The sequence below is a fragment of the Kocuria sp. CPCC 205258 genome, from assembly GCF_040981005.1.
GTDB classification, from domain to species: Bacteria; Actinomycetota; Actinomycetes; order Actinomycetales; family Micrococcaceae; genus Kocuria; species Kocuria rosea.
This window is the reverse complement of sequence record NZ_JAVKPS010000002.1, coordinates 294,973-320,300: the sequence shown is the minus strand read 5'-3', so window position 1 is coordinate 320,300 and position 25,328 is coordinate 294,973. Positions and strand designations below refer to the sequence as shown.

23 protein-coding genes are annotated in these 25,328 nt (G+C 72.5%); 11 read left to right on the top strand and 12 right to left on the bottom strand.

Features of this window, described 5'->3' with window-relative positions; all coding sequences use genetic code 11:
- Nucleotides 1–27: 27 nt before the first annotated feature.
- Complete coding sequence (locus RF644_RS04815; RefSeq protein ID WP_368795614.1) at nt 28–708, top strand: hypothetical protein; 681 nt, start codon at nt 28–30, stop codon at nt 706–708.
- Here RF644_RS04815 and RF644_RS04810 read toward each other — a convergent pair.
- From RF644_RS04810 to RF644_RS04770, 9 genes are all read right to left on the bottom strand, one after another.
- A complete protein-coding gene (locus RF644_RS04810) occupies nt 701–1,399 on the bottom strand; it encodes an MOSC domain-containing protein (RefSeq protein ID WP_368795613.1) in 699 nt (232 codons plus the stop codon). The genes RF644_RS04815 and RF644_RS04810 overlap by 8 nt on opposite strands.
- Nucleotides 1,396–1,797, bottom strand: coding sequence for a cation:proton antiporter (locus RF644_RS04805; RefSeq protein ID WP_368795612.1), 402 nt, complete (start codon nt 1,795–1,797; stop codon nt 1,396–1,398). The genes RF644_RS04810 and RF644_RS04805 overlap by 4 nt, the downstream gene beginning before the upstream one ends.
- Nucleotides 1,794–2,051: a monovalent cation/H+ antiporter complex subunit F gene (locus tag RF644_RS04800; protein WP_133409601.1), complete on the bottom strand. Its 258-nt coding sequence runs from the start codon at nt 2,049–2,051 to the stop codon at nt 1,794–1,796. Before RF644_RS04800 ends, RF644_RS04805 begins: the two co-directional genes overlap by 4 nt.
- Nucleotides 2,048–2,467, bottom strand: coding sequence for a Na+/H+ antiporter subunit E (locus tag RF644_RS04795; protein ID WP_368795611.1), 420 nt, complete (start codon nt 2,465–2,467; stop codon nt 2,048–2,050). Before RF644_RS04795 ends, RF644_RS04800 begins: the two co-directional genes overlap by 4 nt.
- Nucleotides 2,464–3,969 carry a monovalent cation/H+ antiporter subunit D family protein gene (locus RF644_RS04790; RefSeq protein WP_368795610.1) on the bottom strand — a complete coding sequence of 502 codons (1,506 nt, stop codon included), beginning with the start codon at nt 3,967–3,969 and terminating at the stop codon, nt 2,464–2,466. Before RF644_RS04790 ends, RF644_RS04795 begins: the two co-directional genes overlap by 4 nt.
- Nucleotides 3,966–4,412: a sodium:proton antiporter gene (locus RF644_RS04785; protein WP_368795609.1), complete on the bottom strand. Its 447-nt coding sequence runs from the start codon at nt 4,410–4,412 to the stop codon at nt 3,966–3,968. The genes RF644_RS04790 and RF644_RS04785 overlap by 4 nt, the downstream gene beginning before the upstream one ends.
- Complete coding sequence (locus RF644_RS04780) at nt 4,412–7,339, bottom strand: DUF4040 family protein (protein WP_368795608.1); 2,928 nt, start codon at nt 7,337–7,339, stop codon at nt 4,412–4,414. The genes RF644_RS04785 and RF644_RS04780 overlap by 1 nt, the downstream gene beginning before the upstream one ends.
- A gap of 91 nt (nt 7,340–7,430) precedes the next feature.
- Entirely contained in the window at nt 7,431–7,583 is a 153-nt protein-coding gene (locus RF644_RS04775; RefSeq protein WP_154676753.1) for a hypothetical protein, read from the bottom strand.
- 104 nt (nt 7,584–7,687) lie between these two features.
- On the bottom strand, nt 7,688–8,065 hold the full coding sequence (locus RF644_RS04770; RefSeq protein ID WP_368795607.1) for a hypothetical protein: 378 nt from the start codon (nt 8,063–8,065) through the stop codon (nt 7,688–7,690).
- A gap of 111 nt (nt 8,066–8,176) precedes the next feature.
- On the opposite strand from RF644_RS04770, the gene RF644_RS04765 reads away from it, so the two are divergent.
- The 3 genes from RF644_RS04765 to RF644_RS04755 all read left to right on the top strand — a co-directional run bounded on the left by RF644_RS04765 (nt 8,177) and on the right by RF644_RS04755 (nt 11,799).
- Nucleotides 8,177–9,031 carry an NAD-dependent deacylase gene (locus RF644_RS04765; protein WP_368795606.1) on the top strand — a complete coding sequence of 285 codons (855 nt, stop codon included), beginning with the start codon at nt 8,177–8,179 and terminating at the stop codon, nt 9,029–9,031.
- A gap of 229 nt (nt 9,032–9,260) precedes the next feature.
- A complete protein-coding gene (locus RF644_RS04760) occupies nt 9,261–10,100 on the top strand; it encodes an aldo/keto reductase (RefSeq protein ID WP_368795605.1) in 840 nt (279 codons plus the stop codon).
- 172 nt (nt 10,101–10,272) lie between these two features.
- A complete protein-coding gene (locus RF644_RS04755) occupies nt 10,273–11,799 on the top strand; it encodes a peptide MFS transporter (RefSeq protein WP_368795604.1) in 1,527 nt (508 codons plus the stop codon).
- Between the two features lie 22 nt (nt 11,800–11,821).
- On the opposite strand, the gene RF644_RS04750 is transcribed toward RF644_RS04755, so the two are convergent.
- Entirely contained in the window at nt 11,822–12,901 is a 1,080-nt protein-coding gene (locus RF644_RS04750) for a nitronate monooxygenase (protein WP_368795603.1), read from the bottom strand.
- Nucleotides 12,902–13,030: 129 nt separating this feature from the next.
- Here RF644_RS04750 and RF644_RS04745 point away from each other — a divergent pair, with 129 nt between their 5' ends.
- From RF644_RS04745 to RF644_RS04735, 3 genes are all read left to right on the top strand, one after another.
- Nucleotides 13,031–14,494, top strand: a complete 1,464-nt coding sequence (locus RF644_RS04745) for an APC family permease (RefSeq protein ID WP_368795602.1) — start codon at nt 13,031–13,033, stop codon at nt 14,492–14,494.
- A gap of 39 nt (nt 14,495–14,533) precedes the next feature.
- On the top strand, nt 14,534–14,923 hold the full coding sequence (locus RF644_RS04740; protein WP_035924332.1) for a universal stress protein: 390 nt from the start codon (nt 14,534–14,536) through the stop codon (nt 14,921–14,923).
- A gap of 127 nt (nt 14,924–15,050) precedes the next feature.
- Nucleotides 15,051–17,291, top strand: coding sequence for an efflux RND transporter permease subunit (locus RF644_RS04735; protein WP_368795601.1), 2,241 nt, complete (start codon nt 15,051–15,053; stop codon nt 17,289–17,291).
- A 43-nt stretch (nt 17,292–17,334) separates the two neighbouring features.
- Here the strand turns inward: RF644_RS04735 and RF644_RS04730 are convergent, their stop codons facing one another.
- Nucleotides 17,335–18,168, bottom strand: a complete 834-nt coding sequence (locus RF644_RS04730) for a phosphatase PAP2 family protein (protein ID WP_368795600.1) — start codon at nt 18,166–18,168, stop codon at nt 17,335–17,337.
- A 437-nt stretch (nt 18,169–18,605) separates the two neighbouring features.
- On the opposite strand from RF644_RS04730, the gene RF644_RS04725 reads away from it, so the two are divergent.
- The 4 genes from RF644_RS04725 (at nt 18,606) to RF644_RS04710 (ending at nt 23,778) form a co-directional block, all read left to right on the top strand.
- Entirely contained in the window at nt 18,606–18,938 is a 333-nt protein-coding gene (locus RF644_RS04725) for a glutaredoxin domain-containing protein (protein ID WP_368795599.1), read from the top strand.
- A 104-nt stretch (nt 18,939–19,042) separates the two neighbouring features.
- A complete protein-coding gene (locus RF644_RS04720; protein ID WP_368795598.1) occupies nt 19,043–20,236 on the top strand; it encodes an ROK family transcriptional regulator in 1,194 nt (397 codons plus the stop codon).
- 186 nt (nt 20,237–20,422) lie between these two features.
- Nucleotides 20,423–21,838: a sugar porter family MFS transporter gene (locus RF644_RS04715; protein WP_368795597.1), complete on the top strand. Its 1,416-nt coding sequence runs from the start codon at nt 20,423–20,425 to the stop codon at nt 21,836–21,838.
- Between the two features lie 263 nt (nt 21,839–22,101).
- Nucleotides 22,102–23,778: a thiamine pyrophosphate-dependent enzyme gene (locus RF644_RS04710; RefSeq protein WP_368795596.1), complete on the top strand. Its 1,677-nt coding sequence runs from the start codon at nt 22,102–22,104 to the stop codon at nt 23,776–23,778.
- 119 nt (nt 23,779–23,897) lie between these two features.
- Here the strand turns inward: RF644_RS04710 and RF644_RS04705 are convergent, their stop codons facing one another.
- Nucleotides 23,898–25,298: an MFS transporter gene (locus RF644_RS04705; RefSeq protein ID WP_368795594.1), complete on the bottom strand. Its 1,401-nt coding sequence runs from the start codon at nt 25,296–25,298 to the stop codon at nt 23,898–23,900.
- Between the last annotated feature and the right edge of the window lie 30 nt (nt 25,299–25,328).

Genomic DNA, 25,328 nt, shown 5'->3' with positions numbered 1-25,328 from the left:
CGCCGAGCGCGCCCCATAATGGAACCCATGGACTCCCTCGGCACCTGGCCCCGGCCCGTACCCGCGGACGACCGCGACTTCGACGTCCAGGTCATGCGGCGGCTGCGCACCGCTCCCGGCGAGGGAGGGGCGCCCGACCGCCCCTCCCTGGGCGAGCGCCTGGGCACGTCGCTGCTGCTGGTGGTCCCGGTGCTGACCGCGCTCGCCGTGGTCCTGCTGTGGCAGCAGTGGTCCCGGTCCGGCTCGGTGCTCTACCTCGCCCTCGTCGCCGTGGTGCTGGTGGCCACGGCCCTGTGGTGGACGGCCCGGCTCAAGCGCGCCTTCAGCACCGCGCAGGGCCGGCTGGGCGCCCGCCTGGCGAACGTCGTGGAGCACGGCGTGGGCGTCGTCCGGGAGATCGCCCTCGAGCCGGTCGCCGAGGACGCGTCCGCCGCCGGACGCACGGACGGGAGCACGGCGGCGGATGCGGGGACGGGCGGCGGCCGTGTCCGCGCCCGGCTCGAGCTGTCCGTGACCCCGGTGCGGGGGGAGCGCTTCAGCACCTCCGTGGAGGCCCTCTACGACGCCGACGCCGCGCTCCTCCTGGAGACCGGCTCGCACGGGCCCGTCCGTTTCCTGCGCGACGACCCGGAGGGCACCACCGTGATCGACACCCGGCTCTCGGAGGAGCAGGTCGCGCAGGTCTACCGGGGCGCAGCCCTCAACTGAGGGCGGTGGCGGCTCGGCCGTCGCGCCGGTCGGCCGCCCGCTGCTCCTTCTCGACCCGCAGCCGGAGCTGCTCGCACAGGTCCTCCCCCGCCCGGAGCAGCTCCGGCATCCGGTGCCGCTCCGTGGTCTGGGCCCGGAAGGCGTCCGCCACGCCCACCCCGTGCCCGGCGCGGCGGGTGAGCTCGACCGGCAGACCGGCCCGCAGCGTGCCCGGCTCCAGGACCTTGAGGTAGGCCCCGGAGCGGCCCCGCTCCGTGAAGCGGCGCAGCCAGCCGCGCACCTCCATGCTCGCGCGGAACGTGCCGCAGGGGATGCGGGCGTCCGTGACCTGCAGCAGCACCCCGCCGATGCGCCAGACGTCGCCCAGCCGCGCGTCGTCGACGTCGACGCCCGAGAGCGTGAGGTTCTCCCCGAAGGAGCCGTCGGGGATCTCCCGCCCCAGCTCCTGCGCCCAGAAGTCCAGCTCCTCGCGCGCGAACGCGTACACGGCCTGGTCCGTGCCACCGTGGTACTTGCCGTCCCCGATGAAGTCCCCGGTCAGGCCCGAGCCGAGACCGCCCCTGCGGGGGCCCGGATCGCGGACCTCCACCGGTCCGTCCACGGGGTGCTTGCGGATGCCGGTGGCGCGGTTCGGCCGGGCGGGATGGACCTCGGACCGTCCCACGTTGACGCTGTGCACGCGTCCGGTCACGGCCGGACGTCCTCGCCGGGGCGTCCGGCCTCGTCCCCGGTGCGCTCCTCCAGCTCGTTGTGGTGGGTCGGTGAGTAGACCGCCGAGCCGATGAGGTACCCGGACCGGGCCAGCGCCATGCTGCCCACGGCCGAGGTCACGAGCTGCAGGACCACCGCGGCGAGCAGCTTCACCGCGTTCTCCACGCCGGGCAGGAAGAAGAACGCCCCGGTGAGGACGAACGAGACGCCGAGGCCCGCGGCCGTGGCGATCGCCGAGGACCGGGTGTAGAGGTCGGGGAACCGGATGATCCCCACCGTGGCGGTGAGGAAGATCAGCGAGCCCAGGACGATGAACGCCTGCCCCACCACGCTCATCCACAGGGTGTCGTGCATGATCGGGTCGAAGTCCACACTCATCGCCTCCCCTTGGTCAGTGCGCGGGCCAGGGACAGGGTCGCCAGGAAGCCCACGAGGGTGGCGATGAGGACCAGGTCGAAGACCGGGGGGCTCATCGCCAGCACGCCGAACAGGGCGATGAGCCCCACCACGGCGAAGAACAGCAGGTCCGCGGCGATGGCCCGGTTGGCGTCGTTGGGTCCGCGGAACATCCGCACCCCGGCGACGAGGACGGAGGCGGCGAGCACGAGCACGCCGAAGAGGATGCCGATCATCGGGGTCCCCCTCCCGGTCGGATGCCGTTCAGCATGTGGGTCTCCATCTCCTGCAGGCTCGACCGGGCGTCCTGCGGTCCGTCCGAGTACATGGCGTGCACGAAGATGTCGTACTGCTCCGTGCCGGCGGCCCCGTCGTCCCCCGCGCCCGCGTCGGACGCGGCGCTGTGCGAGCCCTCGGGAGGCCGGGCCACGGTGGCCAGGGTCAGCGTCCCCGGGGTCAGGGAGATGAGCACGCTGAGCAGGACCGTCTCGAACTCGCTGCGGCACCGGGTCCGGTAGCGGATCACGATGGGCGAGGACCCCTGGCCCGGGGTGAGCACGTCGCGGGTCACCGCGATGTTGGAGAGGACCAGCTCCCAGGCGTACCAGAGCAGGAAGCCGATCAGGCGCAGCGGCCAGGTCAACCACTTCACGAGTTCACCACCGCCTCCACGAACGCGCTCGTGTCCACGAGCCCGTCCGCCGCCGTGGCGGCGACGCCCAGCAGCAGCTCACCGCCCACACCGAGGACGAGGGTGACGACCGCCAGGACGAGGGCCGGTGCGATGAGGCCCACCGAGATGCGGCGCTCCTTCGTGCCGACCGCGGCGACGACCTCGCTCGACGAGTCCTCCGGATTCCCCAGGAACATCTTCCCCCAGATCTTGAGCAGGTACAGGAGCGTGAACAGGCTGACGCCGACCGCCACGAGGGCCACCACGACCTGCTGCTCCTCGAACGCGGCCAGGATCAGCGCCAGCTTGGCCACGAACCCCGAGAACGGCGGGATGCCGGTCAGGGACATGGCGGCGGCGAAGAACACCACGGCGGTGAGCGGCTCCCGCCGCAGCAGTCCCGTGACCTCGCCCAGCGGCTGCCGCCCGTAGGCGATCTCCACCGCGCCGGTGGACAGGAACAGGGACACCTTCACCACCGTGTGGTGCAGCAGGAAGAAGATCCCCGCGGTGAGTCCGGCGGCCCCGAACAGGGCGACGCCCAGCAGGATGTAGCCGATCTGGCTCACGGTGGAGTAGGCGAGGATCGCCCGCGCGTCCCGCTCCCCCACGGCGCCGAGCACACCGACCACCATCGAGACGGTGAAGACCACCAGCCCGATCCACAGGTACTGCTCCGCGCCGTCGAAGATCACGGCGTAGATCCGGTAGATCGCGTAGACCGCGATCTTCGTGTGCAGCCCCGAGAACAGGGCGGTGACGGTGGGTGACATGAACGGGTACGTGCGCGCCAGCCACCCGTGCACCGGGACCACTGCCGCCTTCACGGCCAGGGCGACGAGAGTCACGGCGACCGACACGGCCACGGCGGTGGACTCCGCGGCCCGGCCCGCCAGCTCGGCGAGGTTCACGGTGCCGGCCGTGCCGTAGACGAGCCCCACCCCCGCGAGGAAGATCGTGGAGGCCAGCAGGTTGACGCTCACGTAGATCCGCGAGGACGTGACCTGCATCAGCCGTCCCCGGCCGCGGTGGGCCAGGATGATCAGCGCGTAGGACGGCACGAGCATGACCTCGATGAACACGAACAGGTTGAACAGGTCCGCCGTGAGCAGGGCTCCGTTGAAGCCGGCCGTGAGCACGAGCACCAGGGGGCCGAAGTAGCGCTTCTCCGCCTGCCCCGAGACCACCCCGAACCAGGAGCTGACCAGGGTCACGAAGCCGGTCGCGGTGAGCATGAGGGCGGTGAACAGATCGGCCGCGAAGGGGATGGCGATGCCGGCGGGCCAGCCGCTGACCCGGTGGGCCAGCACGGTGCCGCCGTCCAGGAGGGTGGCCACGAGCCACACGGCCCACACCACGTCCGCCCCGAGGACGGCGAGCAGCCCCGCCTTGCCGATCCGCCCGGAGCCGCCGGCGAGCACCAGCAGACCGGCGGCCAGCAGCGGGACGATGACGAAGAACGGGATCAGGTCCGCGCTCATGCGCGACCACCCCGCCCCGGGCGCTGCTCGGGGCGGGTGCCCACCGGATCCGGGTCCGCGGGGGCGTCGCCGTGCGTCCCGGCGCTGTCTGCGGGGTCGTCCATCAGGTCAGGGGTCTCCATCTCCCGGCCGGTGAGCTCGAGATCGGTGTCGTCGTCCTCGTCGCCGGTCACGGCGAGCACGAGCATGTACATGGTGATGGCGAACGCGATGACGATCGCCGTCAGCACGAAGGCCTGCGGCAGGGCGTCCGCCGTGGTCGCCGGGTCCGGGGAGGAACCGAGGGGCTCACCGCGGCGGTCGATGCCGCCGGTGGACATGATCAGCAGGTTCACCCCGTGGCTGAGGAGGGCGAAGCCGATGATCAGGCGGACCATGCCGCGCCGCAGCATCATGAAGACGCCGCCACCGATGAGCACGCCCACGGTCAGTGCGAGTGCCATCAGGAATCGTCTCCTCGGGGTCGGTCGGGGTGCTCGGCGGACGCCCCGGAAGGCCGTCCGGGACTCCGGTCGAGGACCCGGATGCTGCTGAGGTCCATGGGCGCCGTGCTGGGGTGGTGCGGCTCGTCCGTGGTGGGGGTGGAGCGGGGGGCGGGACCGTCCACCGCGGTGGAGCCCACCCGCCGCAGGGGCGGTGGTTCCTTCTCCTCCACGCCGAGACGGCTGACCGCGGCGAGGATCACGCCGACCACCGCGAGGTACACGCCGACGTCGAAGAACAGCGCCGTGGTGATCGCGACCCCGAACACGTCGAAGTGCAGCGCGCGCAGGAAGGAGCCCTCGGCCAGGCCCAGGAGGCCCACGACCACCGCCACGGCGACCCCAGCGCCGATGAGCTTCACGTAGGGCAGGCCGAGCCGGCTGACCCGGTCGTCCTGCGCCGAGAGATAGACCAGGGAGATGCCCGCGGCACCGATGAGGGCCGCGATGAACCCGCCGCCGGGGTGGTAGTGCCCGCGGAGCAGGAAGAAGAGGGACAGGACCACGATGACCGGCCCGAGCAGGCGCTCGGTGACCCGCAGGACCATGGTGTTGTCCCGGGCGTCGCTGATCGGCGACCCGGGCGGCTCCGTGATGGGACTGTGCAGCTTGGGCAGCAGCCCCCGCGACTCCAGGGCCACGACGATCGCGATGCCGGCCACGCCCAGGACGGTGAGCTCGCCGAGGGTGTCCAGGGCGCGGAAGTCCACGAGGATCGTGTTCACCACGTTCGACCCGCCGGTCTCCGTCTTGGCCTCCGCGAGGAAGTACTGGCCCGCGTCGGAGAGCCCGCGCCGGCCGGTGAGCGCCCACGTGGCCACGGCGGCGGAGGTGCCCGCGAGGACCGCGACGACGGCCGCCGTGGTCGACCGCCGCTTCCCGGTCCGGTGGAAGGTGGAGGGCAGGCGGTTGAGCAGCAGGACGATCACCACCACGGTGAGGATCTCGACCAGCAGCTGGGTCAGCGCCACGTCCGCGGCGCCGAGCTCGTAGAACCACAGCGCGACCGCGAAGCCCACCACGCCGATGATCGTCACGAGGGCGATCCGGCTGCGCACGCCCAGGGCCAGGAGCACCCCGACCAGGACCACGCCGAGCAGGACCCAGTCCAGGGGGCGCGTCACGTCCCCGTGCAGCGGCGGGACGTCGACCGTGAACACGCCGACGACCGTCAGCGCCACCAGCACGACCACGGGCGGGACCAGGTGCCGGTAGGGGGCGTCGGCGCGGGTGAGGCCGCCGATCCACGCGCCCAGGGAAACGGAGCCGCCGCGCAGCGCCTCGACCGTGCCCACCCCGGTGATGGGCGACAGCTCCCGGTCCAGGAGCCGGTCCACGCTCCTCCGGGCGAGCACCAGGATCGTGCCCAGGGTGAAGACCGCCAAGGACATGTACAGCTCGGGGGCGAGGCCGTGCCACAGCCCCAGGTGGGGCTCGGCGTCGGGCCCGGCCACGGCGGCGGAGGCGGCACCGAGCAGCGGCTCGGCCAGCACGCCCCCCAGTCCCAGCACCAGACCGGCCACGGAGACCAGGGCCACGGGCGCCAGGAAGGCCGCGGAGGCCTCCTTCGGCGGGTCCTGGGCGGGGCGGCCGGGGAAGATCGTGATGATCATCCGTGCCGAGTAGGCGAAGGTGAAGGACGCGGCCAGGACCGCCACGGCGCCCACGAGCCACACCGCCGCGGTGGGCGCCGGGCTCTCCGCCATGGCCTTGAACATGGCCTCCTTGGAGACGAACCCGAACAGCGGGACGACCCCGGCCATGGAGACCGCCGCCAGCGTCATCACGACGGCCGTGACGGGCATCGTCCGCGCCAGCCCGGAGAGCTTGCGGATGTCTCGGCTGCCGGCCTGGTGGTCGACGACCCCCAGGGACATGAACAGCGCCGACTTGAACAGCGCGTGGGCCGCCACGTGCACCACGGCCCCCACCACCGCGTAGGAGGTGCCGATGCCGATGGTCGCCGTCAGGAAGCCCAGCTGGCTCACGGTGGAGTAGGCGAGCAGCTCCTTGAGGTCGTTGCGCTGCAGCGCGAACACCGCCCCCATCAGGGCGGTGAACAGGCCCACGGAGATCAGCAGGACGTTCCACACCGGCACCTCGCTGAGGGCCGTGGAGAAGCGCAGCATGAGGTAGATGCCGGCCTTCACCATGGCCGCCGCGTGCAGGTAGGCGCTCACGGGGGTGATCGCGACCATGGCGTCGGGCAGCCAGGCGTGGAAGGGGAACTGCGCGGACTTGGTGAAGGCGGCGAGGGCGATCAGCACCGCGACGAACGCGGCGAACCCGGGGGACGTGGACCACACGTCGTCGACGAGGATGTCGCTGAGGCGCGTGGTGCCGGTGGTCACCCACATCGCGACCACCGCGGCGAGCAGGCACAGCCCGCCGGCCATGGTCACCAAGAAGGTCCGGATCGCCGGGTCCTTGGCGTGCGGGCCGGAGCGGGCGATGAGCAGGAAGGAGCACAGCGTGGTGAACTCCCACATCACGAACAGCAGGACCACGTCGTCGGCCAGGACCAGCCCGAGCATCGCCGCGGCGAAGAACGTCATCAGGGTGTAGAAGGCGCTGTGCGAGCCCTTGGCGAGGTAGCGGGCCGAGTAGCCGATGACCACCGCGCCGATGACCAGCACGATGAGGCCGAAGAACAGCCCGAGCCCGTCGAGCCGCAGGTGGAAGGTCACGCCCAGGGTCGGCATCCACGGGATCTGCTGGGAGACCGCGTCGGCGTCCCCCCGGCCGTTCCACACCGCGACCAGCGCACCGGCGAGCACGAGGAGGCCCGCGGCGAGCGGCCAACCGGCGTCACGGCCCGCCCGGCGGCCCAGGACGGCCGCCGCAGGGCACAGCAGGGTGGTGAGAGCAAGAATGATCAGGAGGGACACGCCTGGCAACCGTCCGGTCGGTGGGATGGGAACGAGGTGGACTCGGCCGTCGACTGACCGGCCGCGCCGGCCGGTGTCCCGGCCGGAGTGCTCAGGCGTCCCGGGGGCATCCGGAGAGCAGCGGCCCCCAGGAGTTCAGGTAGCCGTTCGTCCCGTTGGACACGCACCGGACCGCCGAGGACAGCACGCGGCCCGGCGGCACGGCGGGGCCGCGGCCGTGGGCGTGGTTCCTGGGGCTGGTCATCGCCCCGAATTTACCATGACGGCCACCACAGCCCCCGGCGAGGTGCTGCGGTGCCCGTGACTCCTCTGCGCGCGGTCCGGCCGCCCTTCCGGCCGGTGACGGGGTCAGCGCCGCTCCCGCAGGGGGCTCGAACCGGAGTGCGGGACGGTCGGGGTGGCGGCGGTCTCGGCGTCCGGCTCGACGGGCGCGCGGCGTGCCGCCGACTCCGGCGGGAGCGCGTCCCCGAGGTCCTCGTCCCGGTCCTCGACGAGCTCGCCGTCGCCACCGCGGTCGCCGTCGCGGGGGTCGAGGGCCGGACGACGGCGCGGGGCGTCGTTGATCTCGGTGACCGACACGGCCATCGCGTTGAGCGCGAGACCGGCGAGCACGAACAGCCACGCCGCGACGGGGTACCACGCCAGACCGAGGACCACTCCGACCACGACGAGGGCGACGGAGGTCAGGTAGGCGGGGGTCAGCACGCGCTGGACGTTGAACTTCATGGTTTCCATTCCACCACGCGCGCGTGCTGATCGACCAACGGGCCCGGGCGTTTCCCCGCACCGGCCCGGGCACTCTGGTCCGGGAGCCTCCGTGCGTATACCGTCGGCGGCATGGACGACCTCGACCCCGAACTGCTCGAGCTGGCGCGCTCCGCGCGCACCGTGACCGTGCTCTCCGGCGCCGGGATGTCGGCCGAGAGCGGGGTGCCCACCTTCCGGGACGCCGGCACCGGACTGTGGGCCCGCTGGTCCCCCGAGGAGCTGGCCACCCCCGAGGCGTGGGACGCCGACCCCGGGCTCGTCTGGTCCTGGTACCTCTGGCGGGCCCGCCAGGTGCGCCGGCTCCGCCCCAACGCCGGACACCGGGCGATCGCCCGGTGGGCGGACCGCGCCCGCGTCCACGTGGTCACCCAGAACGTCGACGACCTCCACGAGCGGGCGGGCTCCGCGGTCCTCGCCCACCTGCACGGCAGCCTGTTCGCGTTCCGCTGCTCGGGCTGCGGCGCCCCGTTCCCGGAGCGTCTCCTCCCGGGCCTGGCAGCGGAGGCCCGTCCGGAGGCACCGCCCGCTCCGCAGGAGCCCGACCGCGAGGAGCCGAGCCGCGAGCGCCCCCCGGTGTGCCCCTCCTGCGGCGGAGCGGTGCGGCCCGCGGTCGTGTGGTTCGGGGAGCAGCTGCCCGAGGGCGCCGTGGAGCGCGCCGCCGCGGCCGTGGCCGAGGCGGAGCTCGTGCTCGTGGTGGGCACGTCCGGGCTCGTGCAGCCCGCCGCCTCCCTGCCGCTGATCGCGGCCGGCCGCGGGACGCCCGTGGTCGAGATCAACCCCGAGGACACCGCGCTCACCCCGCACGCCGACCGGACCGTCCGGGCCGGCGCCGCCGAGGCGCTGCCCCGCCTCCTGCCCCCGTGGGTCGACCGGCGCCCGTCCGCCCGGCGCCCGTCCGCCCGGCGGCCACGCGCCGACGGCTGAGCGCCCGCTGCCGGCCACGACCGCGGCTGCGGCCACCGTTCCCCGCCTTCCCGGGGCCTCCCGCTGCGGCTGGGCACCGGAGGCCGATTGCTGAGAGCAGAAAGCACGCTGTCCTTCTTGTCAGCGCGCGGCGACAGCAGGAGACTGTTCGACGGACACCGGGCCCGGACGAGCTCCTCCCGGCCCTCCCTGTCAGCCCCTGGCTGTCTCCCCACGAAAGGCACGGTCCATGACGCAGTCCACGACGCAGTCCCCGACCCTCACCCTGCACGACGGCAGGACCATCCCCCAGCTCGGCTACGGCGTGTGGCAGGTCGACGCCGACATCGCCGAGGACGTGGTGGGCCAGGCCCTCGAGGCCGGCTACCGCCACATCGACACCGCCATGATCTACGGCAACGAGGAGGGCGTCGGCCGGGCGATCGCGAACAGCGGCATCCCGCGCGACGAGATCTTCGTGACCACCAAGCTGTGGAACGACGACCACGGCCACGACTCCGCGCTGAAGGCCGTCGACGCCTCCCTGGAACGTCTCGGCCTGGAGTACGTCGACCTGTACCTCATCCACTGGCCCACCCCGAAGCGCGGGAAGTACCTGGAGACCTGGAAGGCGTTCCAGGAGATCCGGGAGAGCGGCAAGGCCCGGTCCATCGGCGTCTCGAATTTCCCGCAGGAGGAGCTCCAGGAGATCATCGACGCGACGGGCGTGGTCCCCGTGGTGAACCAGGTGGAGCTGCACCCCTACTTCAACCAGTCCGCGCTGCGGGACTTCAACGCCTCGCACGGCATCCTGACCGAGGCCTGGTCTCCCCTGGGCCAGGGCGGCGACCTCCTGAAGGACCCGGTGATCGACTCGATCGCCCGCAAGCACGGCGCCACCCCGGGACAGGTCATCATCGCGTGGCACCTGGCCATCGGCAACGTGGTCTTCCCCAAGACCGTCACGCCGGAGCGGATCCGCGAGAACTACGCGGCCCTCGACGTCCGGCTCGACGACGAGGACGTCCGGGCGATCAGCGGCCTCGACAACGGCGGGCGGATCGGCTCCGACCCGAAGGACTTCAACTGAGTCCTGGCTCCTTCTCCGGCGACGCCCGGGACCGCGGTGGGTGCACCGCGGTCCCGGGCGTCGCCCGTCCCGCCGCCGGCACCGCCCACCGGGGGGCGAGCGCGACGGGGCCGCCGGCCGCGGGGGCGCACCGATTGGTGCTCGACCGCCCGGCAGGCCGATCATGGTGCGCATGACCTTCCGCACCCCCCGCGCGGCGGACGGCGCCACCGGCGCCCCCGACCCGCGCGACCACCACGACAACCGCCCCGGCGCGGAGCTCCCCCGCCCCGGTGCCCGGTCCTTCTTCGGCCAGCCGCGCATGCTGGCGAACCTGTTCAGCGTCGAGCTGTGGGAGCGCTTCTCCTTCTACGGCATGCAGGGCATCGTCCTGCTGTACATGTACTTCGCCACCACCGAGGGCGGGCTCGGCATCGACCGCGCCACGGCCGCGGGCATCGTGGGCGCCTACGGCGGCGCCGTCTACCTGTTCGCCATCCTGGGCGGGTGGGTCGCCGACCGGCTCCTCGGCTCCGAGCGGACGATGTTCCTCAGCGGCGTCCTCATCATGGCCGGCCACGTCTCGCTGGCGCTGATCCCCGCCGTCGCGGGCCTCACGATCGGCCTCGTCCTCATCGCGATCGGGTCCGGGGGGCTCAAGGCCACGATCACCAATCTCGTGGGCGCCCTCTACGACCGCCAGGACCCGCGACGCGACGCAGGCTTCTCGATCTTCTACATGGGCGTGAACATCGGCGGACTCCTCGGGCCGCTCCTGACCGGCTTCGCGCAGAAGACCTGGGGCTTCCACCTCGGCTTCGGCCTGGCCGCGGTGGGCATGGCCTTCGGCCTGGCCCAGTACGCCCTCGGGCGCAGGAGGCTTCCCGCCGAGGTCCACCACGTGCCCAATCCCCTGCCGCGCGAGCAGTACGGGAAGTGGGCGGGGATCGCCGCGGCGGCGATCGCCGTCGTCGTGGCCGCCGCCCTCACGGGGGTGCTGAACGCGGCCAACCTCGCCGACGTCGTGGTGGGGGTGATCGTGGTGGCGGCCGTGGCGCTGTTCGTCCTCCTGCTCACCAGCAAGAAGGTCGACGACGACGAGCGCTCCCGCGTGCGGGCGTTCATCCCGCTGTTCATCGGCTCGGCCGCGTTCTGGGCGCTGTTCCAGCAGCAGTTCACGGTCATCACGATCTACTCGGACACTCGCCTGGACCGGACCCTGGGCGACTGGACCATGCCGATCTCCTGGGTCCAGTCCTTCAACCCGCTGTTCATCATCCTGCTCGCCCCGGTGTTCGCGGTGCTGTGGACGAAGCTCGGCGACCGCCAGCCCGCCACGCCCACCAAGTTCGGCCTGGGCATCGTGCTGATGGGATCGGCGTTCCTGATCTTCCTGCCCATGGTCGGGGTGTCCTCGGTGCCGGTCCTGTGGGCCGCGCTGATCCTGCTGGTCGCCACCCTGGGCGAGCTGATGGTCTCCCCGGTGGGCCTGTCCCTGTCCACCCGGCTGGCTCCGCGCGCCTATCCCGTGCTGATGGTCGCCCTCTTCTACCTGTCGGTGGCCCTGGGCACGGCCCTGTCCGGCGCGCTGGCCGGCTACTACAGCGAGCAGGCCGAGGCCGCCTACTTCGGGACCCTGGGCGCCGTGACCATCGTCGTCGGCGCCGCCCTGCTCGTGCTGTCCCCCTGGATCCGGCGGATGATGCGCGGGGTGCGCTGACGGTCGTGCCGGGCACCCGCCGTCAGGGACCGGTCGGTGCGCGGAGGATGCCGCGCACCACCTCGGCGGCGGGGACCTCCTGCGCGGCCGCGAACTGCGGACCGGCCCACAGGGCGATGGCCTCGGGGTCACCGGCCTGCGCCGCGGCCGCCCGGATGGGCTTGGTCATCTGGTTGACCTGTGGATATGCCGCTGGGGCCATATTCGTGAAGCGGTCGAGGAAACCGTTGCGCACCCCGCGCGCCAGCCGCCCCGAGAATGCGCGGGTCACGGCGGTCTCCGTGTAGCGGCCCGAGCCGAGGGCCTCCCGGTACGCGGCGGACGTCCCCGCCTCGTGCGTGCGCAGCAGCAGCGTGCCGACCTGCACGGCGTCCGCCCCGGCGGCCAGGGACGCGTCCGCGTCCGCCGCGGAGGCGATGCCGCCCGCGGCCACGAGCGGGACGTCCACGGCGGCGCGGACCGCGGCGACGAGCTCCACCAGGGGCTCCTCGCCCGGGACGTCCTCCGCGCGGTGGGTGCCCCGGTGCCCGCCGGCCGCCGGGCCCTGGACCGTCAGCAGGTGGGCACCGGCCCGCACGGCGGCCTGGGCCTCCGGGACCGAGGTCACCGTGACGGACGTCGTGGTGCCCACCGCCGCGAGCCGCTCCAGCACGGTGGCCGCGGGGAGCCCGAAGGTGAACGAGACGACCGGGACCCGCAGCGCCTCGACGAGCTCGAGCTTGGCGGCCCACCCGTCGTCGTCGGCGGGGTCCGTGTCCGGCAGCTCCACCCCGTACCGGCGGGCCGTGTCTCCCAGCGCCTCCCGGTAGGCCGCGACCGACCGGTGCACGGCGGGGTCGGCCGCCGTCCCGGGGGCCGCGGTGTTCGCCGCCTGCGGGACGAACAGGTTCACCCCGAACGGGCCGTCCGTGCGCGCCCGGACCTCCTCGACGTCCGCGCGGACGCCCGCCGCGGGACGGTTGCCGGCGGCCAGGAAGCCCAGGCCGCCGGCGGCCGTGACCGCCGCGGCCAGCGCCGGGGTCGAGGGCCCGCCGGCCATCGGGGCGCCCAGGAACGGGAGGCGGAGATCGGTCAGCCGGAAGCGGGGTGCTGTGCTCGTCATGGTCCCAGGCTAGGAACACGGCGGCTCCCCGTCACCACCTGGGCCGGGCGCGGGGCGTGGCATAGGCTGTGGCCACGGTCACCGCCCGCCGGGGCCCGCCAGCCCGTCACCACCGATTCGAGGCATCCGATGGCCCAGTCAGCCGAATCCGGGACCCGGTCCCGCCCCCAGCCGGAGCTCAAGCGCGTCATGGGCCCCGGCCTGCTCCTGCTGTTCATCGTGGGCGACATCCTCGGCACCGGGGTGTACGCCCTCACCGGGAACATCGCCGGGGAGATCGGCGGCGCCGCGTGGGCCCCGATCCTCGTGGCGTTCCTCGTGGCGACCATCACGGCCTTCTCCTACCTCGAGCTCGTGACCAAGTACCCCGGCGCCTCGGGCGCCGCGCTGTACACCCACAAGGCCTTCGGCATCCACTTCATCACCTTCCTCGTGACGTTCGCGGTGCTCAGCTCGGGCCTGACCTCCGCCTCGACGGCGGCCTCGGCCGTGGCCTCGAACTTCGCCCGCGGCTTCGGCCTCGAGGTGGGCACCACCGGGATCACCGTGATCGCGGTCAGCTTCATCGCGATCCTCGCCGCCATCAACATCCGCGGGGTCACCGAGGGCCTGGTCTTCAACGTGGTGCTGACGTCGATCGAGCTCACCGGCCTGCTCATCGTCATCCTCGTGGGGTTCTGGGCGTCCTTCCAGGGCCGGGCCGACTTCAGCCAGACCATGATCTTCGAGACCTCCGAGGACAAGGGCATCTTCCTGGCCCTCACCGCGGTGACCTCGCTCGCGTTCTTCTCCTTCGTGGGCTTCGAGGACTCCGTCAACATGGTCGAGGAGACCAAGAACCCCAGCCGCGACTTCCCGCGCGTGATGCTCTTCGGCCTCGGCCTGACGGGCGTGGTCTACATCCTGGTCTCGCTCTTCACCGTGGCGGTCGTCCCCATCGGCGTGCTCGGGGAGTCGACCACGCCGCTGCTGGACATGGTCCGGATCGGCGCCCCCAACATCCCCATCGACACGATCTACCCGTTCCTGACGATCTTCGCCGTGGCCAACACCGCCCTGATCAACATGCTCATGGCCTCCCGGCTGCTCTACGGCATGGCCCGCCAGGGCGTGCTGCCGGACTTCCTGGGCCACGTCCTGCAGGGCCGGCGCACCCCCTGGTCGGCCATCGTGTTCACGAGCCTCCTCGCCATGGCCCTGATCGTCGTCATCAACAACATCCTCGGCAGCGGCACGGCGAGCGCCCTCGGCGGCACCACTGCCCTCCTCCTCCTGGGCGTGTTCACCATCGTCAACGTCGCGGCGATCATCCTGCGCAAGGACCACAGCCCCACCCACGACTACTTCCACGCCCCCCGGGTCCTGCCCTACCTGGGCGCGCTCACCTGCGCCTACCTCGTGGGGCCCTGGGCACAGGACCTCATCGAGTACCAGATCGCCGTGGTCCTGCTGCTGATCGGGCTGGGCCTGTGGATCGTCAACTTCGTCTACGACCGCCTGTTCCTCGGCCGCAAGGTGCGGTTCGAGCACCCGGAGGCCCTCGCCCGCATGGAGGACGAGCCCGCGGACCAGGACCCGCACCGCGGTCCCTGACCCGTTCCGACCCACCGTGCCGCTACCCCAGGAGAACCCGTGACCGTCGTCGTCGGATACATGCCCACCGCCCCCGGACACGCGGCGCTGGACGCCGCCATCCTCGAGGCCGAGCGCCGCGGCACCGACCTGGTGGTGGTGCAGCCGCGGCCGAGGCGCCACCAGCCGCCGGAGATCGAGGCCGACATCGACGTGGAGCGGGAGAAGCTCGCCCGTGCCGGAGTGCGCTACGAGCTGCGGGAGCCCGACCACGACAGCGACCCCGCCGACGTCATCCTCGACACCGCTCGCGAGCACGGGGCCGAGCTCATCGTGCTGGGCATCCGGCGCCGCTCCCCCGTGGGCAAGATCATCATGGCGAGCACCGCCCAGCGCGTCCTGCTCGAGAGCCCCTGCCCGGTGCTGTGCGTCAAGGCCGTCTACGACTGAGCCCGGGATTTTATTTCTGTTTTCGAAATATTAGTCTGGTCCCAGACCCCGGCGCCTCCGGTCCCGCGGTGGGGTCCGTCGGTCGCCGCGGCTCCGACCTGCTCCTGCCGCTCGTGAAAGGCACGCCATGACCACCCCGGCCCCCGCCGCGTCCCGTCCCGCCCCGTGGGCCGAGGCCCCCGGCTCCCCCGCACCCCCGCGGCGCTCCCGCTGGACCACGCTGCTGCGGATCCTGCTGCCGGCGCTGCTGATCGTCGGGTGGCTCGCGGTGGCCGGCGTGGGCGGGCCGTACTTCGGGAAGATCTCCGAGGTCTCCACCAACGACCAGTCCAGCTTCCTGCCCGAGTCCACCGAGTCCACGCAGGTCACCCGGCTGCTGGGCGAGTTCCGGGACTCGGAGGCGATCCCCGCGATCGTCCTCCTCGCCCGCGAGGGCGGGCTGACCGCCGCCGACCGGGCGTGGGCCGAGGACGCCGCCGCGGCGGTGCAGGAGAGCGGCCTTGCCGAGGGGCAGACCTCGCCGCTGATCCCGTCCGAGGACGGCGAGGCCTTCCAGCTCGTCGTCCCCCTGCCCGACGGCGAGGTCGTCGACGACGTCGAGGCGCTCGCGGAACGGTTCGAGGCGGACCGGCCGGAGGGCCTGCAGAGCTACGTGACGGGCCCCGCCGGGTTCACGGCCGATCTCGTGGCCGGCTTCGAGGGCATCGACGGTCTCCTGCTGGGCGTGGCGCTGGCCGTGGTGTTCGTGATCCTGCTGGTGGTCTACCGCTCCCCCGTGCTGCCCGTCCTGGTGCTGCTGACCTCGGTCTTCGCCCTCAGCGCCGCCATCCTGGTCGTGTACTGGCTGGCGGCCAACGAGCTCGTGACCATCAGCGGCCAGGTGCAGGGCATCCTGTTCATCCTCGTGGTCGGCGCCGCCACCGACTACTCGCTGCTGTACACGGCGCGGTACCGGGACGCCCTCCTGCACCACCGGGGACGGGCGGAGGCCACCCGGGCGGCCCTCAAGGGCTCGGTCGAGCCGATCGTCGCCTCCGGCGCCACCGTCATCGCGGGCCTGCTGTGCCTGCTGCTCTCGGACCTCGCCTCGAACAAGGCCCTGGGCCCGGTGGCCTCCGTCGGCATCGTGATGTCCGTCCTGGCGGCCCTGACCTTCCTGCCCGCGGTCCTCTACGCCACGGGACGGGGGGCCTTCTGGCCGTTCCGGCCCCGCTACGACGCCTCGGGCACGGAGCGCGTGCGCGTGGTCGAGCACGGGGCGGGCACCCGCCCGACCGTCGAGGGCCGGGGCGTGTGGGCATCGGTGGCCCGGTTCGTGGCCCGCGCCCCGCGGGCGATCTGGGTGGTGACCACTGTGGTGCTCCTCGCCCTCGCCGGGTTCAGCACCCAGTTCGAGGCCTCGGGCGTGGAGCAGAGCGAGCTCGTGCTCGGCGAGTCCCAGGCGCGGGACGGCCAGGAGGCCCTGGCCCAGCACTTCCCCGGCGGCTCCGGCAGCCCGGCGGTCCTGCTGGTCCCGACCGGCTCCCTGGACGCCGCGGTCGAGGCGGTCGAGGGCACGGAGGGGGTGGCCGGCGTCGTCGCCGTCGCCAACGGCTCCCCGTCCGGCACCCTGCCCCTCGGGGAGGACGCCCCGCCCGCGGCCGGGCCCTTCGCCGGGGCCGAGCCGACGGAGGCCGAGGGCCTCTATCAGCTCCAGGCCACGCTGTCCGACGCCGCCGACTCCCCCGAGGCGGAGCAGACCGTCCGGGAGCTGCGCGAGAACCTGCGCGCGGCGGACGCGGAGATCCTCGTGGGCGGCACCACGGCGACGAACATCGACACCAACGAGACCTCGATCGCCGACCGCACGCTGATCATCCCGGTGATCCTCGTGGTCATCACCCTGATCCTCATGCTGCTGCTGCGCTCCGTCCTGGCCCCGGTGCTGCTGATCCTCACCACCGTGGTCTCGTTCTTCACGGCCCTGGGCGTCTCCGCCCTCGTGTTCAACAACGTCCTGGACCTGCCCGGTGCGGACCCCTCGGTCCCGCTCTTCGGCTTCGTCTTCCTCGTGGCGCTGGGCATCGACTACAACATCTTCCTGATGTCCCGGGTGCGGGAGGAGTCGCTGGTGCACGGCACCCGGGCGGGCATCCTTCGGGGGCTCACCCTCACCGGCGGGGTGATCACCTCCGCCGGCATCGTGCTCGCGGCCACGTTCGCGGCGCTGGCCGTCATCCCGATCATGTTCCTGGTGCAGCTGGCGTTCATCGTGGCGTTCGGCGTGCTGCTGGACGCGCTGATCGTCCGGTCGCTGCTGGTGCCGGCCCTGACCTACGACATCGGCCGGGCCATCTGGTGGCCCTTCCACCGGCGGATCGAGCCCTGAGACCCGGCGGGGCACCCGGTGCCACGGCCGCGGGCGATCCGTGTCAGGCGGCGTGGTGGTCCGTCCGCCGGGCCACGACCGGCACCCGTGCCGTGTCCGGACGAGCGTCCTCCGCTGGGCTCTCCTCGGCGGCGGGCCGCTGCTCGACGTCGTGCCACGCCGCGTCCTCCTGCTGCCAGCCGAAGCCGTAGGCGAGCGCGGGCACCAGGTGGTTGGCGAGACCGCACCCCACGGCCAGGCCCGCCCACGCGACGGGGAACGAGGCGAGGACGTCGAGGGGGTAGTGCACGCCCAGGTAGAGACGGGACAGCCCGACGAGCACGGCCGTGCCCAGTCCCGCGACGAGGACCGCGGAGGCGGACCTCGACCGGCGCATCGCGAGGCAGAACGCCGCCGCGATGGCCAGGGCGGCACCCGCGTGCCCGGAGGGGAAGGACGTGAGGCCGTCCACGAGGACCAGGGGTTCCGGGAACGCCGTGCTGTCCGGCCGGGGGCGGCCGACGGCGACCTTCACCATCCCGACAGCTGCCCAGCCGGAGAGCGCCGTGACGGCGAAGCCGGCGGCGTCCCAGGGCCGCCGGCGGGCCAGGGCGAGCCACGCGGTGAGAGCGGCGATGATCGCGAACGTCCCCGGGGTGGAGAACGCGTGGTGCAGGACGAGCGCCAGCGTGTCCAGGGCGCCGAGGCGCGCCGCGTCGAGCCGGTGCAGGACCTCGATCTCCTGTGCCGCGACTCCCGGGGAGTACACCAGCAGCCGCCCCACGGTCGCCGTGACGAGCACGACGATGAAGGGGACGACCACCCACTGGTGCAGCTGGGGGAGGGACCAGGTGGAGCGGGCCGGCCGGGGGGAAGTGTGCTGCGCCGGAATTGCCATGCCCACCACCATGACACACGCCACGTTCCGGGAGTTCCCGAACGCCCGGCCCGCAAGAGAGTTCGGGAAGAATTCCCCGAATCGGTACAGAGAATGACAAATCATGAAGCTTGGCGGCGGGAACGGTGGCGTCGGGGCCGCTGTGTGACGCTCCGCGTCCCCCGCGCGACACCGGCGGCACCATCAGCCAAAAGAAGTTGATGCTCGAGCACAGCTGTGGAGTTTCACGTGGAACGCCGGACATTCGCACGAAGATCAATCCTTATCAGGTGTTCCTGTCGACGGACACCGCCACGACGGGTCTCCGCCGCTCTCCTGTCACCCTCCTGCCACCCTCAGTCCCTGTCCCCTCATCGGGGGACAGCTCTTGACGTGGAACGGCCCGGCTAGACTGGACCGCCACTCCCACCCTGCCGTTCGACCCGCGAGGAGCCCCCGTGTTCAAGAAGGACAAGTCCCGCAGCCGCCGCCCGGCCGCCTCCCACGCCGAGGCCGTGCAGCACGTGGCGGAGGGCGGGGTCGCCATCTACTGGCGGCCCGGGTGCCCGTTCTGCGGCATGCTCGAGCGCGGACTCGGCCCGGACGCCGAGCGCGCCGCGTGGACCAACATCTGGGAGGACCGGGACGCGCTGGCCTTCGTGGAGTCCCTCAACGACGGCAACGCCACGGTGCCCACGGTGGTGACCCGCAACGAGCACTTCGTCGCCGCCTCCCCCGCCCAGGTCGCCGCCGCCAGAGGGCTGATCGCCGAGGCCGGCAAGGTCCTCTGAGGTCAGCCGGGCGGAACCGCCGGCCCGCCCACCCCTGTCTTCGACCTGTGAACGCTGATTAGGATGACAGTCCTGTTCACGTTCACCGGTGAAAGAGGACGATGATGTCCGAATCCGCGGGGTCCCCCGTTCCACCCGGTTCGCAGACGTCCCTGCGCAACGCCAACCAGCGCCGGGTGCTCGACGCGGTGCGCCGTGACGGGCACCTCACCCAGGCGCAGATCTCCCGACGCACCGCGCTGGCGCCCTCGACGGTGTCCAGCATCGTGCACCAGCTGATCGGCGCCGGCCTGCTCGTCATGGAGACGGACGGCGCCGGCCGCCGGGGTCAGCGCATCGGCTTCCGGGGCTCCGCCGGCCACGTGGTCGGCATCGACGTGGGACACCGCCACGTCACGGTGGCCGTCGCGGACCTGAACCAGAGGATCCTCGCCCAGCGGCGACACGAGCTGCCCGCCGAGCACCGCTTCGCCGAGGACCTCGAGCTGGTCGGCCGGACCCTCGCAACCCTGCTCCGGGAGCACGGCACGGCACGGTCCGGGCTGCTCGCCGCGGGTCTCACGCTCCCGGCCCCCGTGGACCTCGAGGGCCGGCTGGTCAGCGCGAGCGCGATCCTCCCGGCGTGGAGCGGGATCGACGTGCGCGAGGAGGCCGGCCGCCGGCTCGGGCTGCCCGTCGTCGTCGAGAACGACGCCAACGCGGGCGCCCTCGGCGAGCACACCTGGGGTGCCGGGCGCGGAGCGCAGCACATGGCCTACCTCAAGATCGGGCACGGCGTGGGCGCCGGCCTGATCCTCAACGGGTCCCTCTTCCGCGGCGCCACCGGGTCCGCCGGGGAGCTCGGCCACACGACCGTGGACGAGCACGGACGGGTGTGCCGGTGCGGCAACCGCGGGTGCCTCGAGACCTACGTGTCCTCCGGGGACGTCACCGGCCTGCTGAGCACCACGCACGGGCCCGACCTGACCGTGCCCGACCTCGTGGCCGCGGCGCTCGCCGGCGACGTCGGCTGCGGGCGGGTCATCGGCGACACCGGCCGCCTGCTCGGCACGGCGGTGGCCAACCTGTGCAACACCATCAACCCGGAGCTCGTGGTCGTCGGCGGCGAGATCGCCCGGGCCGGCGAGCTGCTGCTCGGCCCGCTGCGCGAGGTCGTCTCCCGTCAGGGGGTCCGCGGCAGCGTCCGGGACCTGCGGATCGAGACCGCCACGCTGGGAATCGAGGCGCATGTGGCGGGCGCGGTGATCCTCGCCCTGCAGCACGCGGAGCTGCCCGTCGGGGCCCTTCCGGCAGGATGACGCGCCGGACGACTCCTGTCTTCGACTAATGGACATTCAGCGCACTGAGTTTTAGTGTGGACCGCGTCACACGAACCCCACGGCGTCGGCGGGTGCGTCCGCCCCGGGGTGCGGCGGACGGCACGTCCTGGGCCCACGCCGCTTCCTCCACCAGCAGCCGATCTCCACCAGCAAGGGAGCTGTCCGATGAGCCAAGACGCCACGACCCCCAGGGTCGCGGAGCACCCGAACACCTCGGCGGTCCTCCGGATCACCATCGTCGCCGCCTTCGGCGGCTTCCTCTTCGGCTACGACTCCGCGGTCATCAACGGCGCGGTCTCGGCCATCCAGGAAGAGTTCGGGGTCGCTCCCGGACCGCTCGGCTTCGCCGTGGCCTCGGCCCTGCTCGGCGCCGCCGCAGGTGCGTTCTTCGGCGGCCGGGTCGCCGACGCCCTGGGCCGCGTCCCGGTGATGAAGATCGCCGCGGTCCTCTTCCTCGTCAGCGCGATCGGCTGCGGTGTGGTGGACAGCTTCGGCTGGCTGATCTTCTGGCGCATCGTCGGAGGCATCGGCGTGGGTGTCGCCTCCGTCATCGCTCCCGCCTACATCGCCGAGGTTGCCCCGGCTTCCATCCGCGGCCGGCTCGGCTCGCTGCAGCAGATGGGCATCGTGCTCGGCATCTTCATCTCGCTGGCGGTGGACGCCTGGCTCGCCGCCATGGCCGGCGGCTCCACCCAGGAGCTGTGGCTCGGTCTGGAGGCCTGGCGGTGGATGTTCATGGCCGAGGCCATCCCGGCCATCGCCTATCTGATCGGCGCGTTCACGATCCCCGAGTCCCCCCGCTACCTGGTGGAGGACGGTCGCTCCGACGAGGCCGAGGCCGTGCTGGCCAATCTGCAGGGCTCAGCGTCGGCGGCCGAGCGGGTGCGCCTCATCAAGGAGAGCCTCCGGATCGAGCACAAGCCCCGTCTGTCCGATCTGAAGGGACGGACGGCCGGGCTCAAGCCCATCGTCTGGGTCGGCATCGGCCTGGCCGCGCTGCAGCAGTTCGTGGGCATCAACGTGATCTTCTACTACTCGAACGTGCTCTGGCAGTCCGTGGGCTTCACCGAGGCCGACTCGTTCACCATCACGGTGATCACGTCCGTGGTCAACGTCGCCGTGACCATCGTGGCGATCGCGCTCGTCGAGAAGGTCGGCCGGCGCAGGCTCCTGCTCATCGGCTCGGCGGGCATGACCCTGTCCCTCGCCACCCTCGCCGTCCTGTTCGCCACGGCCGACGTGGTCGACGGCGCACCGGTGCTCGGCCCCACCGCCGGACCCCTCGCCCTCGTGGCCGCCAACCTGTTCGTGGTCTTCTTCGGCGTCTCGTGGGGTCCCATGATGTGGGTCCTGCTGGGCGAAATGTTCCCGAACCGGATCCGCGGCGCCGCCCTGGCCGTGGCCGGATTCGTGCAGTGGATCGCCAACTGGCTGGTCACCGTGACCTTCCCGGCCCTGGCGGCCTTCTCCCTGGGCGTCGCGTACGGGCTCTACGCGTTCTTCGGGCTCGTCTCCCTGATCTTCACGATCAAGATGGTCCGCGAGACCACCGGCATCGAGCTCGAGGACATGCAGGACTGAGCACCGCGCAGGATCCACGACGGCGGCGGTGGTCGTCCCCTCCGGGGGAGACCACCGCCGCCGCCGTCGTCGTGCCCGGGCCCGGGAGCGCACAGGGCACCGCAGGCGCTGTGCGTCCTTCTTTACTCCTCCGTGACCGCCAGGACACGGATCGCCGCCCGCATCGGGTATTTTCGGATGAACTGCGCCAGGCCCGGACCCCCGAGCCGGTTCCGGCCTGCCCAGCCCCACCGCTCCATTTTCAACGGCGAAAAGGACCCACGTTGACCCAGACCACTGCGGACCCCGCATCCCCCGCACAGACCACTGCCCGCAAGTCGGCGGGCCACGTCATCGTGGACACGCTCGTGGCGCACGGCGTCGAGCGCACCTACGTGGTGCCCGGCGAGTCCTACCTGGACGTGCTCGACGGTCTGCACCATTCGTCGATCGAGACGGTCGTGTGCCGGCACGAGGGCGGTGCGGCTTACATGGCCGAGGCCGACGGCAAGATGGGACCCGTGCCCGGGGTGGCCATGGTGACCCGCGGCCCCGGGGCGGCCAACGCCCACGTGGGCCTGCACACCTCGTGGCAGGACTCCACCCCGATGGTGCTGTTCGTGGGCCTGATCCCGTTCGAGCACCGCGACAAGGAGGCGTTCCAGGAGTTCGACCCGCACGCGTGGTTCGACTCCGGGGCCAAGCGCGTGATGGTCCTCGACCACGCCGAGCGGGCCTCCGAGATCGTGGCCGAGGCGATGTTCGCCGCCAACTCCGGCCGCCCCGGCCCGGTGGTGGTGGGTCTGCCCGAGGACATCATCCGGGCCGAGATCGACGCGACCCTGCACCCGCCGATCCCCGTGGCCCACGGCGGGATGACGGTCAACGACTGGAAGGCGCTGCGCGACGCGCTCTCGACCGCGGAGAAGCCCCTGTTCGTCACCGGCGGCAACGACTGGACCGTCGAGGGTGCGGCCGGCCTCACGGACTGGCTCGAGGAGCACCACCTCCCGGCCGCGGCCGAGTGGCGCACCGAGGGCACCGTCCCGTTCGACTCGGACTCCTACGTGGGCCCGATCGGCTACGGCCGCCCGAAGGCGACCTTCGAGATGCTCGAGGAGACCGACCTGCTGGTCTTCGTGGGCACCGTCCCCGGGGACGTGATCACCAACGGGTTCCTGGTCCGCCAGGACTGGGAGAAGAAGAACTTCCTGGTCACCATCGACCCGTCCCTGCGCGGGCGCTCCGGGCCGGTGTCCTACCAGATCGTGGCCAAGCCCGACGTGTTCGTGCGCGACCTCGTGCGCATCGACCTGCCGGCCAAGCCGGCGTGGAAGGAGTGGACCGCCCGGCTGCGGGCGAAGCAGGTCGAGTTCTCCACCCCCGTGTCCACGGAGCCGTCCGGGGGCCGGGCCCGGATGGACACCATGATGGCCCACCTCGTGGCGGGTCTGCCCGACGACGCCATGTGCACCTTCGGCGCCGGCGAGCACACCAACTGGGCCCACCGCTACTTCCCCGCCAAGGGGTACGCGGCGATGATCTCCGCCCGCAACGGCTCCATGGGCTACTCGGTGCCCTCCGCCGTCGCGGCCTCTTTGCGCTACCCCGGCCGGCGGGTGGTGACCATCGCCGGTGACGGCGAGTTCCTGATGAACGGCCAGGAGCTGGCCACCGCCGCCCAGTACGGGGCCACGCCGCTGGTCATCGTGATGGACAACCAGGAGTACGGCACGATCCGCACCCACCAGGAACGCGACTACCCCGACCGCGTCTCGGGCACCCAGCTGGTCAACCCCGACTTCGCCCTCATGGCCCAGGCCTTCGGCGGGTTCGGGGTGCGCGTGGAGACCGACGCCGAGATCCCCGGCGCGCTCGAGGCCGCCCTGAGGGCGATCGACGAAGAAGGGCAGTTCGCCCTGATCCACCTGATCGTGGAGCAGCGCGTCAAGGCCTACTGACCCGCGGGCCGTCCACCGCTCGTGCGGTGAGCGGGGCGGGGCCGCGTCCGGTCGGGACGCGGCCCCGCCCCGGTCCGCACGTCCCCGTCCCTGCGCCCTGAGGGGTGCCGCGGCGGCGCTCAGCCGGCCAGCGGGTGCGCCAGCTCGTCCTCGCGCATCCGTCCGGCCCACAGGGCCACCAGCCCCAGCGCCGGGGTCAGCAGGGCCACGGTCCAGAAGATCACCGGCAGGGGCACCATCTGGGCCACGGGTCCCGCGACCGCCATCGACACCGGCATGAGGGCGATCGAGACGAAGAAGTCGAGGCTCGAGACCCGGCCCAGCATGTGGCGCGGGACCCGGCGCTGCAGGAGCGTGCCCCACAGCACCATGCCCGCGCCGTCCCCGGCGCCCACGAAGGCCAGGCACAGCGCCATGACCCAGAACGAGTCGGTGGTCGCGACGAGACCGAAGGGCAGCGTCCCGAACCCCCACAGCACGATCATCCAGCTGAGGTAGCGCCGCGGCAGGGGCAGCGACGCGACCACCAGGGAGGCCACCGCGCTGGCCCCGCCGTAGCAGGCCAGCAGGTAGCCGAACGTGGAGGCGTCCCCGCCCAGCCGGTCCCGGACCAGGAACGGGACGAGGACCTCCAGGGGACCCAGCAGCAGGAAGACCGCGAGCACCGCCCACAGCAGGGTCCACAGCAGCCACGGGGTCCGCACCGTGTAGCTCACGCCCTCCATGAGGTCCTGCCGCACGGACCGGAGGGCGCCCACCGCCTCCCGCGGCGGGGACGGCTCACCCGCGCCCGGCACCGGGGCGGGCACCACGGCTCCCGCCGCCGGGCCCGGCACCGCGGCGGGGTCCCCGGCCGGCCCCGCGACCGGTTCCGCGTCCGGCCCCGTGTCCGATTCCGTGTCCGCGCCGGCGTCCGAGTCGGCGTCGTGGCCGGGCACGTGCAGGCGCAACAGCAGCACGAGCGCGGCGGCGTGGCAGAGCGCGATCAGGGCGAGCGCGCCGCCGGGGGCGACCAGCCCGATGAGCAGACCCGCCACGGCCGGTCCCGCCGCCTGCTGCAGCAGCGGGCGCGCCGTGCCCTCCACACCGTTGGCCGCGAGCAGCTGCCGGGCGGGCAGGATCCGGGGCAACGAGGCCGAGTAGGCCGGATAGAAGAAGCCGAGACCCGCGCCGAACACGAACGCCGCCGCGGCGAGGTGCCCCATGCGCAGCCCGTCCGCCAGGGCCAGGACGGCGACCGTCCCCGCCGTCAGGAGGTTGGCGGTCTCGACGAGGCGCAGCACCCGGGCCAGGGGGAAGCGGTCGGCCGCGATCCCGCCCACGAGCACGAAGACGAGCATGCCGAGCGCGCCCACCGCCGTCACGGCCGAGAGGTCCACGGCCGTGCCGTCCAGCTGCAGGACCTGGTGCACGAGGGCCACCGCCCACATCCCGGCGCCGAAGACGCTGCTGAACATCGCGAAGGCGAGCACACGGTACCGGCCGAGCCGGAACGGCTCCAGCGCGCGGGGCAGGGGCATGCCCCCAGTGTCCCCCCGCGCGGGCTCCGG